Origin of the sequence: Aurantiacibacter rhizosphaerae (assembly GCF_009807005.1) — a bacterium.
Taxonomy (GTDB): Bacteria; Pseudomonadota; Alphaproteobacteria; order Sphingomonadales; family Sphingomonadaceae; genus Alteraurantiacibacter; species Alteraurantiacibacter rhizosphaerae.
Window position 1 is genome coordinate 14216 of sequence record NZ_WUBR01000001.1, and the last position, 16288, is coordinate 30503.

At 62.1% G+C, this 16288-nt stretch carries 18 protein-coding genes; 5 read left to right on the forward strand and 13 right to left on the reverse strand.

Annotated features, from left to right (window positions below; genetic code table 11):
* Positions 1-73 precede the first annotated feature (73 nt).
* The 3 genes from GRF63_RS00075 (at position 74) to fabI (ending at position 2970) form a co-directional block, all read left to right on the forward strand.
* Positions 74-1078, forward strand: a complete 1005-nt coding sequence (locus GRF63_RS00075) for a DnaJ C-terminal domain-containing protein (RefSeq protein ID WP_160483995.1) — start codon at positions 74-76, stop codon at positions 1076-1078.
* 108 nt (positions 1079-1186) lie between these two features.
* Positions 1187-2170 carry a YihY/virulence factor BrkB family protein gene (locus GRF63_RS00080; protein ID WP_237392231.1) on the forward strand — a complete coding sequence of 328 codons (984 nt, stop codon included), beginning with the start codon at positions 1187-1189 and terminating at the stop codon, positions 2168-2170.
* Complete coding sequence (gene fabI, locus GRF63_RS00085) at positions 2167-2970, forward strand: enoyl-ACP reductase FabI (protein ID WP_160483997.1); 804 nt, start codon at positions 2167-2169, stop codon at positions 2968-2970. The genes GRF63_RS00080 and fabI overlap by 4 nt, the downstream gene beginning before the upstream one ends.
* 68 nt (positions 2971-3038) lie before the next feature.
* Here the strand turns inward: fabI and GRF63_RS00090 are convergent, their stop codons facing one another.
* The 10 genes from GRF63_RS00090 to GRF63_RS00135 all read right to left on the reverse strand — a co-directional run bounded on the left by GRF63_RS00090 (position 3039) and on the right by GRF63_RS00135 (position 11410).
* Complete coding sequence (locus GRF63_RS00090; RefSeq protein WP_160483998.1) at positions 3039-3623, reverse strand: hypothetical protein; 585 nt, start codon at positions 3621-3623, stop codon at positions 3039-3041.
* A gap of 74 nt (positions 3624-3697) precedes the next feature.
* Positions 3698-4228 carry a demethoxyubiquinone hydroxylase family protein gene (locus tag GRF63_RS00095; protein ID WP_202131527.1) on the reverse strand — a complete coding sequence of 177 codons (531 nt, stop codon included), beginning with the start codon at positions 4226-4228 and terminating at the stop codon, positions 3698-3700.
* A 48-nt stretch (positions 4229-4276) separates the two neighbouring features.
* Positions 4277-4726, reverse strand: coding sequence for a disulfide bond formation protein B (locus GRF63_RS00100; protein ID WP_160483999.1), 450 nt, complete (start codon positions 4724-4726; stop codon positions 4277-4279).
* Between the two features lie 23 nt (positions 4727-4749).
* Positions 4750-6084, reverse strand: coding sequence for a S41 family peptidase (locus GRF63_RS00105; protein ID WP_160484000.1), 1335 nt, complete (start codon positions 6082-6084; stop codon positions 4750-4752).
* A gap of 88 nt (positions 6085-6172) precedes the next feature.
* Positions 6173-7378 carry a murein hydrolase activator EnvC family protein gene (locus GRF63_RS00110; protein ID WP_160484001.1) on the reverse strand — a complete coding sequence of 402 codons (1206 nt, stop codon included), beginning with the start codon at positions 7376-7378 and terminating at the stop codon, positions 6173-6175.
* A gap of 5 nt (positions 7379-7383) precedes the next feature.
* Positions 7384-7806: a 23S rRNA (pseudouridine(1915)-N(3))-methyltransferase RlmH gene (locus tag GRF63_RS00115; protein ID WP_160484002.1), complete on the reverse strand. Its 423-nt coding sequence runs from the start codon at positions 7804-7806 to the stop codon at positions 7384-7386.
* A gap of 65 nt (positions 7807-7871) precedes the next feature.
* The gene (gene rsfS, locus GRF63_RS00120; RefSeq protein ID WP_160484003.1) at positions 7872-8255 is read right to left on the reverse strand and encodes a ribosome silencing factor; all 384 of its coding nucleotides are present in this window, start codon (positions 8253-8255) and stop codon (positions 7872-7874) included.
* 138 nt (positions 8256-8393) lie between these two features.
* Positions 8394-9065 (reverse strand): nicotinate-nucleotide adenylyltransferase, encoded by a 672-nt coding sequence (locus tag GRF63_RS00125; protein ID WP_160484004.1) that lies wholly within the window; start codon positions 9063-9065, stop codon positions 8394-8396.
* The gene (locus GRF63_RS00130; RefSeq protein WP_160484005.1) at positions 9065-10117 is read right to left on the reverse strand and encodes an aldo/keto reductase; all 1053 of its coding nucleotides are present in this window, start codon (positions 10115-10117) and stop codon (positions 9065-9067) included. Before GRF63_RS00130 ends, GRF63_RS00125 begins: the two co-directional genes overlap by 1 nt.
* Before the next feature lie 18 nt (positions 10118-10135).
* A complete protein-coding gene (locus tag GRF63_RS00135; protein ID WP_160484006.1) occupies positions 10136-11410 on the reverse strand; it encodes a glutamate-5-semialdehyde dehydrogenase in 1275 nt (424 codons plus the stop codon).
* 249 nt (positions 11411-11659) lie between these two features.
* Between GRF63_RS00135 and GRF63_RS00140 the strand changes: the two genes are divergently transcribed.
* Positions 11660-12838 carry a M23 family metallopeptidase gene (locus GRF63_RS00140; RefSeq protein WP_237392232.1) on the forward strand — a complete coding sequence of 393 codons (1179 nt, stop codon included), beginning with the start codon at positions 11660-11662 and terminating at the stop codon, positions 12836-12838.
* Entirely contained in the window at positions 12831-13232 is a 402-nt protein-coding gene (locus GRF63_RS00145; RefSeq protein ID WP_160484007.1) for a bactofilin family protein, read from the forward strand. The genes GRF63_RS00140 and GRF63_RS00145 overlap by 8 nt, the downstream gene beginning before the upstream one ends.
* Positions 13233-13344: 112 nt before the next feature.
* Here the strand turns inward: GRF63_RS00145 and GRF63_RS00150 are convergent, their stop codons facing one another.
* From GRF63_RS00150 to GRF63_RS00160, 3 genes are all read right to left on the reverse strand, one after another.
* Entirely contained in the window at positions 13345-14067 is a 723-nt protein-coding gene (locus GRF63_RS00150; RefSeq protein WP_237392233.1) for a DUF1013 domain-containing protein, read from the reverse strand.
* A 196-nt stretch (positions 14068-14263) separates the two neighbouring features.
* Positions 14264-15313: a glycosyltransferase family 4 protein gene (locus tag GRF63_RS00155; RefSeq protein WP_160484009.1), complete on the reverse strand. Its 1050-nt coding sequence runs from the start codon at positions 15311-15313 to the stop codon at positions 14264-14266.
* A 27-nt stretch (positions 15314-15340) separates the two neighbouring features.
* Positions 15341-16252 carry a UDP-2,3-diacylglucosamine diphosphatase gene (locus tag GRF63_RS00160; protein ID WP_160484010.1) on the reverse strand — a complete coding sequence of 304 codons (912 nt, stop codon included), beginning with the start codon at positions 16250-16252 and terminating at the stop codon, positions 15341-15343.
* Positions 16253-16288: the final 36 nt, after the last annotated feature.

Consider the following 16288-nt stretch of genomic DNA (forward strand, 5'->3'; position numbering starts at 1 on the left):
GGAGTAATCCCGCTTTGGGGCTTATGAAAGGCCCTGCTTGCCAAATATCATTGCCCTACCTAGCTAACACACCATGGCTGATCCCTATTCAACTCTCGGCGTGAGCCGTTCTGCGAGCGAGAAGGACATCAAGTCCGCCTATCGCACGCTCGCCAAGAAACTGCATCCGGACCGCAACAAGGACAATCCGCAAGCGACGGAGCGGTTCGGCAAGGTCACGCAGGCGTATGATCTGCTGTCCGACAAGGACAAGCGTGCCCAGTTCGATCGCGGTGAGATCGATGCCGATGGCAACCCCACCAGCCCGTTTGGCCACGGCGGATTCGGCGGCGGTTACGGCGGCGGACCGCGGCCGGGCGGACCGGGTGGACCGGGCGGCGGATATGCATCGCGCGGGCAGCAGGGCTTTGGCGGCAATGCGGAGGAAATGGATCTCAGCGGCCTTTTCGAAGGGCTGTTCGGCCGCGGCGGCAATCCGCGCGGCGGGGGCCCATCGGGTATGGGCGGAAATATGGGAGGCGGGCAGCAGGGCTTTCGCCGTCCGCCACCGCCGCCGCAAAAGGGCGCCGATATCCGCTACAAGCTGGCCGTTCCCTTCGTGGATGCAGCCACCGGCGCCAAGCAGCGCATTACGCTGAATGACGGCAAGACCATCGATCTCTCCCTGCCGGAAGGGGTGGAGGATGGCACCACCATGCGCCTGAAGGGCAAGGGTCAGCCGGGGCCGCGCCAAAATGGTGATGGCATCGTGGTGGTCGATATTCAGCCGCATGCCTTCTTCTACCGCGATGGCAATGACGTTCGCCTGGACCTGCCCATCTCGCTGGACGAGGCGGTGAATGGCGCCAAGGTGAAGGTGCCAACCGTCGATGGTGCGGTGATGCTGACCGTCGCTGCCGGTTCCAGTTCCGGCAAGGTGCTGCGCCTGAAAGGCAAGGGTTTCAAGGCCAAGGGCGGGAAGCGCGGCGATCAGCTCGTTACGCTGGAAATTCACCTGCCGGACGATGTCTCTGAGCTTTCCGAAAAGCTGAAAGGCTGGAGCGATAGCGACAACCATAGAGAGAATATGGGCGGTTGATCGCCGAACATATCCGCTCAGCGCTCGACACCGCCGTCGTTACTGGTAGATATCAAGCCAATGGCTCCACCCGGCATCTCCGACGCTGAAGCGTCTTCGGGACCGCCCATGCGGGACTTTTCGCCGGAGGCGCGCAAGAAGGCCGCCGTGGAAAATCCCGGCAAGCTCAACCGCTGGCGCGGCAAGCTTCACATTCACGACAGGGCCTGGGAAGTCATAAAGCGCGTGGCCGTGGGCTGTTTCAATGACGGGCTGATCCACGCGGGCAACCTTGCCTATATGTCCGTGCTGGCGATTTTCCCCTTCTTCATCACCGCAGCCGCCATCTTCTCCGTCATCGGAGAGGAAGGGGAGCGCGCAGCCACGATTAACGCCATTCTCACCGCGCTGCCGCCGGTGGTGGGCGAGGTGATTGGCCCGGTGGCGCGCAATGTAGTAGAATCGCGCAGCGGATGGCTGTTGTGGATCGGCGGTTTGTTCGGATTGTGGACGGTGGGCAGCCTGATCGAGACGATTCGCGACATCCTGCGCCGTGCCTATGGCACACGTCCCACCCATGCCTTCTGGAAATACCGCCTGTTCTCCACCGGCATCATCATTGCCGCCGTGCTGATGTTGATGACATCGCTGCTGGCACAGGTGATGATCGGTGCCGCACAGGAAGTGATCGCCGCCTATTTCCCCGAATTGAACCAGGCGCTGGGCAGCCTTGCATGGTCTCGCATCGTGCCTGCCATCGGCCTGTTCGGTTCGATCTTCCTGCTGTTTTATGCGCTGACCCCGGCCAAATATCGCCAGCGCCGCTATCCCAAGTGGCCCGGCGCGCTGCTTGTCACCGTGTGGTGGATCACCGTCACCATTGCCCTGCCGCCGGTGCTGCGCAGCGTGTTTTCGTACAATCTCACCTATGGTTCGCTGGCTGGCATCATGATCGCGCTTTTCTTTTTCTGGCTGGTCGGCTTAGGGGTGGTGGCAGGCGGAGAATTGAACGCCGCACTTGCCGAAACGCCGGAGGAAGAGCGCGAACGCAAGAAGCATGAAAATCCGGATGATTCCGGAAACGCGCACGAAACGGAGGAAACGGTCGCATGAGTGGATTGATGGCAGGCAAGAAGGGCCTGATCATGGGGCTCGCCAATGACAAGTCGCTGGCATGGGGTATTGCCAAAAAGCTGCACGAACAGGGCGCCGAAATGGCTTTCTCCTATCAGGGAGAGGCGCTGAAGAAGCGCGTCGGCCCGCTGGCAGAGCAGGTGGGCAGCGATTTCCTGATCGAATGCGACGTTTCCAACATGGATGCGATGGACACCGCCTTCGCCGAGATAGAGGCGCGCTGGGGCAAGCTGGATTTCCTCGTCCACGCGATCGGCTTTTCGGACAAAAGTGAGCTGCGCGGCAAATATGTCGATACCAGCCTCGACAATTTCCTGATGACGATGAACATCTCCGCCTATTCGCTGGTGGCCGCGGCAAAACGCGCGCGCCCGCTGATGAGCGAAGGTGGCTCCATCGTCACGCTCACCTACTACGGCGCGGAAAAAGTGGTGCCCCATTACAATGTGATGGGCGTGGCCAAGGCGGCGCTGGAAACCAGCGTGCAATATCTGGCCAATGATCTTGGCCCCGAAGGCATTCGCGTCAACGCGATCAGCGCCGGCCCGATCAAGACGCTGGCCGCCAGCGGGATCGGCGATTTCCGCTATATCCTGAAATGGAACGAGCTGAACGCACCCCTGCGCCGCAATGTCACCATCGAGGATGTGGGCGGCGCGGGACTCTATTTCTGCTCAGACCTTTCGTCCGGCGTCACCGGGGAAACCCATCACGTGGATGCAGGCTATCACGTCGTTGGCATGAAGCAGGAAGACGCGCCCGATATCGCGCTTACCTGAGCGCGACCGGCGTAAACCTTATCCATCAGAGGGCTTAATTCGCACAGGCCTTCCGGGCGAAAAGCGGCTCAGCTTTCGGGAATGTCATCCGGGTTGACGACTTCGGGCAACGCCTCGGTGTCCTCACCTGGCAGGGCTGCTCCCTGCGCATCACGGCGACGCTGCAATTCAGCCTCTTCCAGCTGCTCCACGCGGTCTTGCGTGGCCGCAGCTTCTGCATCGATCGTCCCCAGCCGTTCGGCCCGTTCTTCCGCGATCAATTCGGCAAAGCGAATATCGCTGGAATTGGCGCGCTCTGCATAGGCTGCCTCGATCATCTTCATCGTGCAGCCCAGGTCGCCGCCCGCACCGACAGGCGTACAGCTGAGCGGACCGAAATCGCCCACGGCCTCCAGCGCCAGCGCGCGATTGGTCCAGCTGTCGTTTTGAGGAGAGTTGCTGGTGCGCAGGTTTGGCGGAATGCGATAGCGCTCGCTCTCGTCCAGCCGGGCGCAGACCGTGATCGTGTCGCCGGTACTTTCCGGGCATGCATCATCACCGAAGATGATGACCTGGTTCACGCGATCCCCGCCGGTTTCCTGCGCTGCGGCAGGCATGGAGCCCAGCCCCATGGCAAAGGCGGAGGCGGCAGTCAGGGCGAGCAAGCGGTTCATGGTGTATCCTCGGGTTCTGGTAATATTCGCAATTGGCGCTTCGTCGCTTGAACGCATGATGAAGGCCGAGTGTTTCAGATTTTCTCCGAAATCCGGATTGCGGCACGGCAACCCAGGCGAATAGCGGCGGACAACAGCGGATAGCCGGGCGCCTTCTCGGCTCCTGCTTCAAAAGCGGCATCGCGATGCTCACGCTCATCCTCGCGGAAGCGATGGATCATGGCAGCCAATTCCGGATCGTCGCCATCCTTCTCCAGTTCGTCCAGCTGGGCGGAATAATGCGCGTCGATCTCCGTTTCCACGGCTGCCGTGCAGGCCATGGCCGCTTCCGGGCCGATCAGCGCGGTTCCCGCGCCCAGCGCATAGCCGGCAAGGTTCCAGAACGGTTGCAGCGCCGTGGGACGAACGCCGCGGCGCGCCATCAGCGCATCAAATTCGGCACGATGTCCGGCTTCCTGTTCCGCCATGCCGCGAATTTCGGCAGAATGCGGACCACGGTCGCCCATCACGGCCAGCTGTCCGGCATAGATGCGCGTCGCGCCAAATTCTCCCGCCTGATCGACGCGGATCATCTCGGTGCGGTCCTTGGCGAAATTATCGGTCATGCGCGTTTGTCCCCGTGTCTGTCTGCGGCGTGTCTGTCTGTCGCGTGTCTATCTGTCGCGAGCCAGCAACAATATCCATATGGCGATTGCACTGCCGATGGAAACCAGCGCGTTATAGCCAGCCAGCGAAATGCCGAAAAGCGTCCACGCCGCCTGATCGCAGCGCACGAATTCCAGCGAGAACGGATCGCCGCCCGTGCAGCCCAGCGGGCTTTCCCACCACTGGTACTCCACGCCTGCATGATAGGCACCGATGGCGCCGGACACCATGATGGCCAGAGCCGCGAGGCAGATCCATACCCGCTTTGGCGGGGCGACAGTCGATACCAGCGCCAGCGCCACGGCGGCAAAATGCGGATAGCGTTGCCACCAGCACATCTCGCACGGGAACAGGCCAAATCCGTATTGCGAGATATAGGCACCGGCAAGCAGCAGCGCAGGAATGGCCAGGGCCAGTCGCTGGGCCAGCTTGTCGGATCGGGATAGCACAGAGGTCATGATTGCCCTCTTAGGCTATGCGATCACTTCCTCGCAATCGAAACGCCCGATGTGCGCCGCAAAGTGCGCGCGGCATAATCCAGCTGGAAATCCTCGATGCCCTGCTCTTCCAGTTCGGCAGCCGTCAGCTGGAAGCGCGGATCATCGACACGGTCCCGCTCCAGATTCTCGTCCTTCACACCGATTTCGCCCACCAGATGGCCGCGCAGGTCACTTTCGCGCAGGGCCAGTTTCTGGCGGCGTTCTGCGTCGGGATCGGAAAGCTGCGGCACGCGGATGTCAGGCTCGATCCCGCCTTCCTGCACGCTGCGCCCAGATGGCGTGTAATAGCGTGCCGTGGTCAGCTTCAGCGCGGTATCGCGGCTAAGTGGCAGCAGTGTCTGCACGCTGCCCTTGCCGAAGCTGCGCTCTCCCATCACCAGCGCGCGGCGGTGATCCTGCAAGGCGCCTGCCACAATTTCACTGGCAGAGGCAGAGCCTTCGTCGATGAGCACGATGATGGGCAGGCCTTCCGCCGCATCGCCGCGATAGACGGTCTCGGCATCGTAATAGATGGTCTCGCGGCGCGAACGCCCGCGTTGCGATACGATCTGCCCGTCGGAAAGGAACAGGTCAGACAGTGCCACGGCCTCATCCAGAGAGCCGCCGGGATTGCGCCGCAGATCCAGCACCAGCCCGCCCAGTCGACCCGTTGCCTGCTCCTGCAATTCGCGCAGGCCCTGGCGCACATCAGCGCCGACATCGGCAGAAAACTCGTTCACGCTGATATGGCCGATATTGCCGTCCAGCAGCTCCCACGTCACCGGTTCCAGCTCGATCACGCCGCGCGTCACCACGACGTCAAAGCTTTCCGGGCGGCCGGGGCGGAAAATCGTCACCTCGATATCGGTGCCCGCAGGCCCGCGCATCTGCGCCACGGCATCGTTCAGTTCCAGGCCGTAGATCAGTTCACCGTTGATGTGGGTGATGAAATCTCCAGCCTTCACGCCCGCTTCTTCGGCAGGGCTGCCGCGGAAGGGAGAAATCACCTTCACCGCGCCATCTTCCATCTGCACCGAAATGCCCAACCCCTGGTAATTGCCGTCCATCATCGTGATCAGCCGTTCCAGTGCGGTGCCATCCAGATAGGCCGAATGCGGATCGAGCGAGGCAAGCATGCCATCGATCGCCCCGCGAATCAGCACATCATCGTCCACCGGCTCCACATAGCTTGCCTTGATACGCTGATAGGTTGCGAACAGCTTGGCAAATTCTGGGGAGGCACGCCCTTCCACCTGCGCAATGGCAGCGGTGGTGGCGGGCACGAGCGCAACTGCGGTACACAGGGCAGCGGCGCGGATGGCGGGTGCAAACTTCATAAAATCTTTCGTCCTCGACAAGGAGGGAGTCCCAACGGACGTGTTTATCGCATGGCAGGGCTTAACGCCAGATGAGGAGTGCGCGCCGCTATTGCGTGTAGCGCAGCGGGTTCACGGGCTCTCCATCACGGCGCAGTTCCAGGGTGATACTGGGCTGCGCAGGCGTGGCAGAACCGATCGGAGCGCCGCCCACCACGGTTTCCCCGATCTCCACATCGCTGCGGGCAAGGCCTGTTACAAGGCTGGTCCACCCGTTGCCGTGTTCGATGATCACGATATTGTCATAGCCGCGATAGGGCCCGGCAAAGGCGATGCGACCCGCGGCGGGCGCCACCACCTGCGCGCCCGCAATAGGGGCAAGTGTCAAACCCCGGCTGACGCCGGAGTCCTGCGGCGCCCCGAAACCCGTTAGCGTCCGCCCGAACACGGGCAGCATGTAGGGAGAAGGCGCATTGGTTCGCGCCGCACTGGGTGAAGCGGTCGCGCTTTCGGCTACCTGAGACTGGCCCGGCTGTGCTGGGCGCAGGCGCGGCCCCGGCAAGGCTGCAAGCCGTTGGCGCAGGCTCGCCGCCCGGTCCAGCTCGTCCACCAGCCCATCAAGATCGCGCACTTCCTCTGCCATGGCCAGCGCCCGGTCCGCCTCCCTGCTGGCAGAGCCGCCAGCCGCGCGCGCGGCCAGACGCTGGCGCGTTTCTATCTCGGCCAGTTTCTTGCGCCGCTCAGCCAGCAGTTCTTCTTCGGCTTCGAGGACTTGCGCGGCGGCCAGCGCTTCGCGCCGCAATTCGCGTGCGCGGCCAATCCTGTCCCGCAATTCCGATGTGCCTGCGCGCACCTGCGGAATGGTGTCATGCAGCATGGCGCGAAGGTACACCACGTCCTTCACCGATCCGGGCCGCAATATGGAAAGGCCCAGCGGGCGGCGGGAAAACTGCTGCAGGGCGGCGGTCAATTCCACCACCGGCTGCTGTTCTCGGCCCAGTTCCTCTCTCAGGAAAAGCTGTTCTCGATCGATCATCGCCGTGCGTGCGCGGGCGGCGGCTATTCCGGATTCGGCCTGCTGAATGCGCGCGGCCAGCGCGGCGGCCTGTCTGGCAGCACGCTCGGCGGCATCCTGCGCCGCCTTGGCCTCTTCATCGAAACGCTGGCTGCGGGCATCGGCATTTTCACGTTCCGCCAGCGCCTCTGCCAGCAATTTTCGCATCTCTTCCGGGCTGTCACTGGCGGGCGCGCCCTGGCCAAGCGCAGCGGCGGCGCAGAAAACGAAGGAGCCCAGAAGGAGGAGAACGCGGTGCATCGCACCTACCCTGCCCGATGATAGGGATGGCCTGCAAGGATGCTGGTGGCGCGGAACAATTGCTCTGCCAGCATGGCGCGCGCCAGAAGATGGGGCCAGGTGGCCTTGCCGAAGGATATCAGCAGATCGGCATCGTCCCGCTCTGCGCGTGAATGTCCGTCTGCTGCGCCGATCACGAAGCGGCATTCCCGCATGCCGTCATCACGCCAGCGTTCAAGGATGCGCGCAAATTCATCAGAGCCGAGGTTCTTGCCCCGCTCATCCAGCAGCACGGTTTTAAACGGGGTTTGCGGTTCGGGAATGCGACCGCCGGTTTCGGGCAATTCGGTAAGTTTCAGCGGCCACTGAATACGCTTGGCATAGCGTTCGACCAGGTCTTCCTCAGGCGAACGGGCTATCTTGCCGCGAGCGATGACATGGAGAAGCATCTGTCGATGGGTACCTTACCTGTCGATCGACGAGGACGAATGCCCCCAGACGCACCCAGAGCGAATCAGGCGCTGAACATGTGCCGCGTTTCGCCGTCTTCGCCAAAGCCCCACATACGCTCCAGATTATAGAAGCTGCGCACTTCGGGGCGGAACAGATGGACGACGACGTCGCCGGCATCGATCAGCACCCAGTCCGCGGCGGGCAGGCCTTCGATGCGCGGGCTTGGCTCTCCCGATTTCTTCAGCCGTTCTGCCAGCTTGTTGGCCATGGCGGCCACTTGGCGCGTGGACCGGCCCGATGCCACGATCATGTGATCGGCAATCGAGCTTTTGCCTTCAAGCGGGATGGAAATGATCTCCTGCGCCTGATCATCATCGAGCTGTTCGAGGATCAGGGCGTGGAGAGAGCCGGGTTCGGCTTCGATAGGGGTTTGTTGGTCAGGCATGGCGATGATGCTGGCTGTTGCGGTGCGTGTGCCATTGCTGGCGGAACGCGTCGGCGTTCCAGAATTGGCAGGTGTCATCGCGTAAGTACATGCTCCGTATAAGGTGTGGCAGGGCAAAGCGTTCCGATTCAGTGCGCGTCATGCGCCTGCACCGTTGCCGCTATCATGGATAAGGGAACGCGTCACTTCATCCCGTGGGGCAGGTTCGGCAAGGCCATCTTCCCAATCAGGATCCGCCCGGCGTATCTGTGTGGCCGAACGCGGATCGGGATCAAAACGCAGTTCTATCAGCGCAGGTGCGCTCCATTCGCCCCGGTTGCGTAATCGGGCTGCGGATAACCGGTAATCTCGCAGCCAGGCCATTGCGGGGCTCGCAATAGCATCATCGTCATACCCCGGCCGCGCGATAACGGCAATGGGCATTTCCCGCGCGATCTGCCGCCAGTTCTTCCAGCGATGGAATTGCGCCAGATTATCAGACCCCATCAGCCACACGAAGCGGCGGCGGGGAAAGCGCCGTTTCAGCGCGCGCAGCGTATCGACGGTGTAGCGCGTCCCCAGCTCCCGCTCGATTGCCGTCACCTTTATCGGCGCGCGCTTGCTCATCGCCTTGGCGGATCGCACGCGAGCGGCCAGCGGCGCCATGCCCTTTTTCGGTTTGAGCGGATTGCCGGGCGAAACCATCCACCACACCTCGTCCAGCTGCAGCGCGGCGATGGTGAACAGGGTGATTCGGCGATGGCCCGCATGCGCGGGATTGAAACTGCCGCCCAGCAGGCCGGTGATGGGACCAGTAGTGGGGCCAAGCATTATTCGGCAGGCCGCCGCTCTGACACGCGAAAACCGTGGCGATGGTTCTGCGATTCAATCGCCCAAGATGGATATTCATGATCCAGCTGGCCGATGGCATTCAACGTCGCCAGCTCATGAGAAGACAGCTCGACATCGGTCGCGCTGATGTTTTGTTCCAATTGATCCGGGCGCTTTGCCCCGATAATAACCGATGCGGTTACAGGCTGGTGCAACAGCCATGCCAAGGCGATGGCCGGTACCGAAACGTCGCGCTGCTGCGCCATCGGGCGCATCGCGTCCACCGCCTGCGCCGCAAGATGCTTGTCCGCCCTGGGGAAATCCAGCTTGGCCCGGCGGCCCTGACCGCTCATGTCGCCATCGCCGTCAAAGTCATATTTGCCCGACAGCAGGCCGCCCAGCAGCGGGCTCCACACCATCAGACCCAATCCTTCGGACTCCATCATGGGCACCAGTTCCCGCTCCAGCTCCCTGGCGGTAACGGCGTATAGCGCCTGGTTGGAGATGAACTTGTCCCACCCGCGCCGTTCGGCAATGCCCATCGCCTTGGCAATCTGCCACGCGGCCCAGTTGGAAACCCCGATGTAACGCGCCCGGCCAGATCGCACGATATCCTCCATCGCGCGCAGGCCTTCTTCCATCGGGGCGTGCGGATCCCAGCCGTGAATCTGGTATAGATCGACATGGTCCAGCTGCAGCCGCTGCAGGCTGGCATCCATCTGGTTCATCAGGTGATAGCGCGAATAGCCCGAATCATTCGGCCCTTCGCCCATCGGGCCCATGCCTTTCGTCGCGATCACCACCTGATCGCGCGCCACGCCGATATCGCGCAGCGCATTGCCGACGAATTGCTCGCTCTGCCCTGCGGAATAGACATTGGCCGTGTCGATGAAATTCACCCCGGCATCCAGCGCTTGGCGCAGCAGGGCAGTGGAGCCGGACTGGTCCAGATCGTGTTGGAAAAAGGCGGAAGGCGCGGTTCCGAATGTCATCGTGCCAAGGCACAGCTCGGATACCACGAGGCCGGAATTGCCCAGCCGGTTATAACGCATTGCCGCCTCTCCCCAATATCAGGGTCGAGCCTGTCCCGATCCCTTCACCTGCCACTTGTACGTCGTCAGGCCTTCCAAGGCTACCGGCCCGCGCGCATGCAGGCGGCCAGTAGCAATGCCGATCTCTGCGCCCAGCCCGAATTCGCCGCCATCGGCAAACTGGGTGGAGGCATTGTGCATCACGATGGCGCTGTCCACTTCGCCCAGGAAACGGCTGGCAGCATCATCACTATCGGTGATGATAGCCTCGGTATGGCCGGAACTGTGCGCGGCGATATGTTCCATCGCGCCATCGATATCGTCCACCACCGATACGGCCAGGATGGCATCGAGATATTCGGTGTCCCAATCCTCTGACGTGGCGGTTTTCACCCGGCTATCCAGCTTTTGCGCGCGATCGTCTCCGCGCAGTTCGCAGCCTGCATCGGCAATGGCGGCCAGCACGCTCTCGCCCGCGGGGAAGTTTGCATCGATCAGCAGCGTTTCCATGGCGCCGCAAATGCCGGTGCGGCGCATTTTTGCATTCACCGCAATCTCTCGCGCCATATCGGGGTTGGCGTCTGCATGAATGTAGGTGTGGCAGATACCGTCGAGATGGGCGAGCACGGGGACGCGCGCATCCTGCTGCACGCGAGCCACCAGCCCCTTGCCCCCGCGCGGCACGATCATATCCACCAAGCCTGCGGCCTTCAGCATGGCGCCAACGGCCTCCCGATCCTGCGTCGGCATCAGCTGGATCGCCTTTTCCGGCAGGCCGACTTCGGCCAGCCCCTTTGTGAAGGCAGCGTGCAGTGCGCGGTTGGAATGGATGGCTTCGCTACCCCCGCGCAGCAACGCGGCATTGCCGGATCGCAAGCACAGAGCAGCGGCATCGGCGGTAACGTTCGGGCGGCTTTCATAGATGATGCCGATCAGGCCGATGGGAATGCGCACCCGTTCCAGCCCAAAGCCCGAAGGCGATGTGCGGCTGTCGATCACCTCGCCAACAGGGTCCGGCAGGCTGGCGACATTCTCGATGGCGCAGGCGATGGCTTCCAGCCGGTCTTCGTCCAGCTTCAGCCGGTCCAGCAGGGCGCCGGTCAGGCCATTGGCCCTGCCAGCGTCCATGTCCTTTTCGTTTGCTGCCAGAATGGCCGCTGCATCGGCGCGGATTACCTTGGCCGCGGCGCGCAGGCCGTCTGCCTTCTCGGCATCGGTGGCGCGGGCAAGCTTTCGCTGGGCGAGGCGGCCAGCGGTGGCCAGCTCCGTAATAAGGGATGTATGGTCGGTCTTGCTGTGTGTTTTGTCAGTCATGCGCGCGCCTCTAACATCCCATCAACTGCCTGTCAGGTCGATTCGAGAAGGACCAAACAGTGCCGGAACGGGACAGAAAGAAGCAGTTCGCGGCGATTTGTTCCCGGAAAAACAGATTTTTTTCGCGAATTGGAACGATTCATCCCGCGATGGGTTCAACTCGCCCCAAAGGTTAATTTCGTCTCTCGACGTCCCCCGCCCCATAGGTAACACCCCTCAACATAATTTAAGCGGACTGACGGGGTCGACTTGGAAAAACTAACGACGGGCGGATATCTGAACCGCCTGCGCAGCTGGTTTCCGGAGCGTGAATTTTTCATGCGCTCGCAAGGGCAGGTGCGCTTTCTCACCATCACCACGAAAATGCAGATGACGGTTGCCGGCACGGCCGCTGCCATCGTTCTGGCCTGGGCCGCATCTCTTGGCGTGATGGGCATCAGCCAGTGGCAAGCGAATGTGGAACGCGCTTCCCTGCTGGAGCGTGAGGCGCAGGTGGCAACGGCGGAAGATCGTTTCAGCCAGTATTCCGACAATCTTGCCACTACCGTTGCCGATCTTCAGGCGCGGCAGGACCTGCTTGATGGCATGGTGGACATGCTGCCCGAAGATCTGACCGCGGAAATCGACAGCACCGTCACCGATTCCACCGCGGAGAGCGAAGAGCTGATCAGCATGATCCGCGAAGTCTTCCCGGAAGCCGAAGGGCTGGCGAAGATGGAAGCCCGCCAGCTGGCCTTTGCCGAACGGCTGACCCTTTATGCCGATCGCCGCGCTGCGCGCGCACAAGAGGCGATGCGCCAGCTTGGCCTGGATCCGCACGCCGTGATGCGCGCCAATGAAACCGCCATGGGTGGTCCGCTGGAAAGCCTCGCTTCCGACAGCGACGGCACGCTCGATCCCCGATTTGAACGCCTCGGCCTCAGCCTGGCGCGGATGAGCGCGCTGGAGCGTGGGCTGAGCCAGATCCCGCAGGTGATGCCTGCCGATCTGAACTCGATCTCCTCAGGCTTCGGCCCGCGCCGCGATCCGTTCCGCGGCACGGCCGCCATGCATCGCGGGCTGGATTTCCGCGCGCCGCACGGCTCCCCCATTCATGCTGCCGCCGATGGCCGCGTATCCTACGTTGGCTGGAAATCCGGCTATGGCAAAGTGGTGGAGATTGATCACGGCGCTGGCATGGTGACCCGTTATGCCCATATGTCGTCCTTCAATTCCAAGGTCGGGGTGAAGGTCGACGCGGGCGATGTGATCGGTGCGATTGGCAGCACCGGCCGCTCCACCGGGCCTCACCTGCATTTCGAAGTGCGCATCAACAACAAGGCGGTAAACCCGCGTCCTTTCCTGGAGACAGCTCCCCATGTTCTCGAGCAAGTCAGAGCCGAATTCGCCCCGGGCGACGGACAAATCAACGGTGAAATCAATGGCTAATCCCGGCGGAACCTTCTCGGTTCTTGGTACCGACGTAATCATTCGCGGCGATGTGGAAGCATCCGCAGATCTGCACGTGGATGGCAAGGTGGTGGGCAACATCGCCTGCGCCAGCCTGGTGCAAGGCGAAGACAGCCGTATCGAAGGCGAGATCAAGGCAGAAACCGCGCGCCTTTCAGGCGAAGTGAAAGGCACGATTGCCGTGCGCAATCTGGTGGTTCTGAAGACCGCGCAGATTGATGGCGATGTCAGCTATGACACGCTGACGATCGAGCAGGGTGCTTCTGTCGAAGGGCGCTTTGCCCCGCTCAGTTCCAAGTCAGGATCGGCCTCGAAGCCTGCCACCGATGGCAAGCAAGGCGACGGGCAGCCGGGCCTTACGCTGGCAAGCTAAAGCCCGAATACAGTTTGTGGAGGGGATGGGGCGGTTCGCAAGGACCGCCCCTTTTCTTTGGCAATTGGCCGCTGAGGGGCCCCGTTTAAGCGCCCCATGCAGACCCAATTAATCAGGCGCCCTGTTCAGGCTCAGCCTCGCCCTTTTCTTCTGCCGCACGCTTGGCTTCCAGCCATGCCTCGGCCTCTGCTTCCTGCGCGGCGCGCGCGGCAGCTTTCACCGATTCCTCACGCTCCCGACGCAGTTCAGCGATCAGTTCCTGCTTGTCATCACGCGGAGCTACGACATCGACTGCTTCAACTTCGCCCTCTTCAGCGGCAGGTTCGGTCGCGGCAACACGCTTGGCAGCCTTGGCCACCGCTGCATCCAGTTCGCGCTGCGAGCACAGGCCCAGCGTTACCGGGTCCTTCGGCTGGATGTTGGCGATATTCCAGTGGCTGCGATCGCGGATCGCGTTGATCGTGTTGCGCGTGGTGCCGATCAGGCGGCCGATCTGCGCATCGGAGATTTCCGGGTGGTTGCGCAGGATCCAGGCGATGCCATCGGGCTTGTCCTGCCGCTTCGACACCGGCGTGTAGCGCGGTCCCTTGGTTCGGCTGACATCGACGGGGGCCTTCTGCATCTTCAGCGCGTAGTTCGGATCTTCCTGCCCGCGCTCGATTTCCGCATGAGTCAACTCACCCGAATGCACAGGATCACGGCCGGTGTATTTGGCGCTTGCCAGATCATCCGCCATTGCCTGCACTTCGAGGATATGCAGACCGCAGAAATCGGCGATCTGGGTAAAGCTGAGTGCGGTGTGATCCACCAGCCAGCTGGCGGTGGCATGAGGCATCAGGGGCGTGGGCTGGTTAGCCACAGCAATTCTCCAAACTGAAAATAAAAGGGCCGCCCCTCGCGGGACGGCCATCGTGCACGATCATGTAGAGTGTTTGCAGGCGTACGGCAAGCATTTGGCACCTGGCGCAATGTAATAGGCGCATTTGATCAGCCGGAAGGACTGCAAACTGGCAAATGAAGCTTGCTGCGACTCAGCCCGGCGCGGGATGATGGGCAAAGGCGGGCGCGCCCCGTTCTTGCGGTATCGGGGCAAGGCCGGACAGGAACTGATCCGCGCTGGCCTCCCAGGTGAAGGCGCCGCCGATCCGGTGGCAGGCATCGCGATTGAGTTGCAGGGCACCGGCAATCGCATCGCCAAGATTGTCCGCCATCACGCCGCCACCGCCCGCCAGAACGTCCAGCGGGCCCGGCACGGGATAGGCGGCAACGGGCGTGCCGCAGGCCAGCGCCTCTATCATCACCAGGCCAAAGGTATCCGTTCGGCTGGGAAACACGAACACATCCGCCCCGGCATAGCAGGCCGCCAGCTCGTCTCCCGCGCGTCTGCCCAGGAAATGCGTATCGGAAAACTTCGCTCTCAGCTTCTCCAGCGCCGGGCCATCTCCCACCACCACCTTCGTCCCGGGATGGGGGTTGGAAAGGAACGCCTCGATATTCTTCTCCACCGCCACGCGCCCCACGTAAAGCTGGATGGGTCGCGGAAGGTGGAAGAACAGGTCTGGCGGGGGATGATCCGGGTGAAAGACATCCGTCGCCACGCCGCGGCTCCAGTGATGCAAGGGGCCGATATTCTGGTCGCTCAATTGCCCGCGGATGGTGTCGGTGGACACCATGATGCGGGTGGCAGGCGCGTGAAAGCGCCGGATCAGCGGCCAGAACCAGCCTGCTGAAATGCTGCAGCGGCGCGCCATATATTCGGGAAACTGCGTGTGATAGGCGGTGGTGAAAGGCAAATTGCGGCGCATGCAATACCCCCGCGCCGCCCAGCCCAGCGGCCCTTCCGTGGCGATATGGATCGTGTCGGGTGCGAACCGCTCCAGCCGCCGGGCAATGCTGCGCTGCCCCGCCAGCGCGAGGCGGATTTCAGGGTAGGAGGGCGCGGGGATGGAGCGGAAGAGATCGGGCGATATCACTGCGATCTCGTGCCCTCTGCCACGCAGCTCGGTGATCACTGCAGAAAGGGTGCGCACCACCCCGTTGACCTGCGGATGCCAGGCATCGGTTATCAAAGCGATCTTCATGGGCAATGCTCCCGCAACTAGGCCGGATCAGGCGGCGACCGCGGCGGGTGTGGCTGCGGCCTCGGCCTCAGCAGCCTCCTGCGCTTCGCGCCGGGCAATTTCCTCTGGCCAATGGAGGATTTCCATCGTGCCGTCGGCATGCTCCACCAGGGCGTTGCAGCCTTCCACCCAATCGCCATCATTCCAGTATTCGATATCGTCGATCATGCGGTGTTCGGCGGTGTGGATATGGCCGCAGACCACGCCGTCCACCCCGCGCTCGGCCGCGGCACGGGCCACCACCTCTTCATACTTGCCGATGAATTCGACGGCGTTCTTCACCTTGTGCTTCGCCATGCGAGACAATGACCAATAGGGTAGGCCCAGCGCCTTGCGCCCTGCGTTCACCCAATTGTTCAGCCCCATCATGAAATGATAAAGCGCATCCCCCACGAAGGCGAGCCAGCGGTGTGACAGCATGACGGTATCGAATTCATCGCCGTGCAGCACCATCAGCCTGCGCCCGTCTGCGGTATCGTGAAAGGCGGCGCGGCGGATTTCAATGCCGCCGAAGTTCAGGCCAGTGAACTGGCGAAACATCTCGTCATGATTGCCGGGAATATAGACAATGCGCGTGCCGCGTTTCGCACGTTTCAATATGCGCCAGACGATATCGTTATGTGCCGCGGGCCAGTAGAACTTCTTTTTCAGCCGCCAGCCATCGATGATATCGCCCACCAGATAGAGCGTTTCTGAATCCACCCGATCGAGAAAATCGATCAGCAATTCGGCATTGCAGCCTTTGGTGCCAAGGTGGATGTCGGAAATCCAGATCGTGCGATATTTGCGCCGCCCTTCCGGTGATCGTTCAGGGGTCGCGGGTTCATGGCGGTCCGGGTCTGGAAAGGCGGAAATGACGCCGCTATTGCCGAATTCACCATCGAGATAATTGCCAAACATATCGTGCCGCGCCTCATCGCTGCCTGTTTGGCTAAG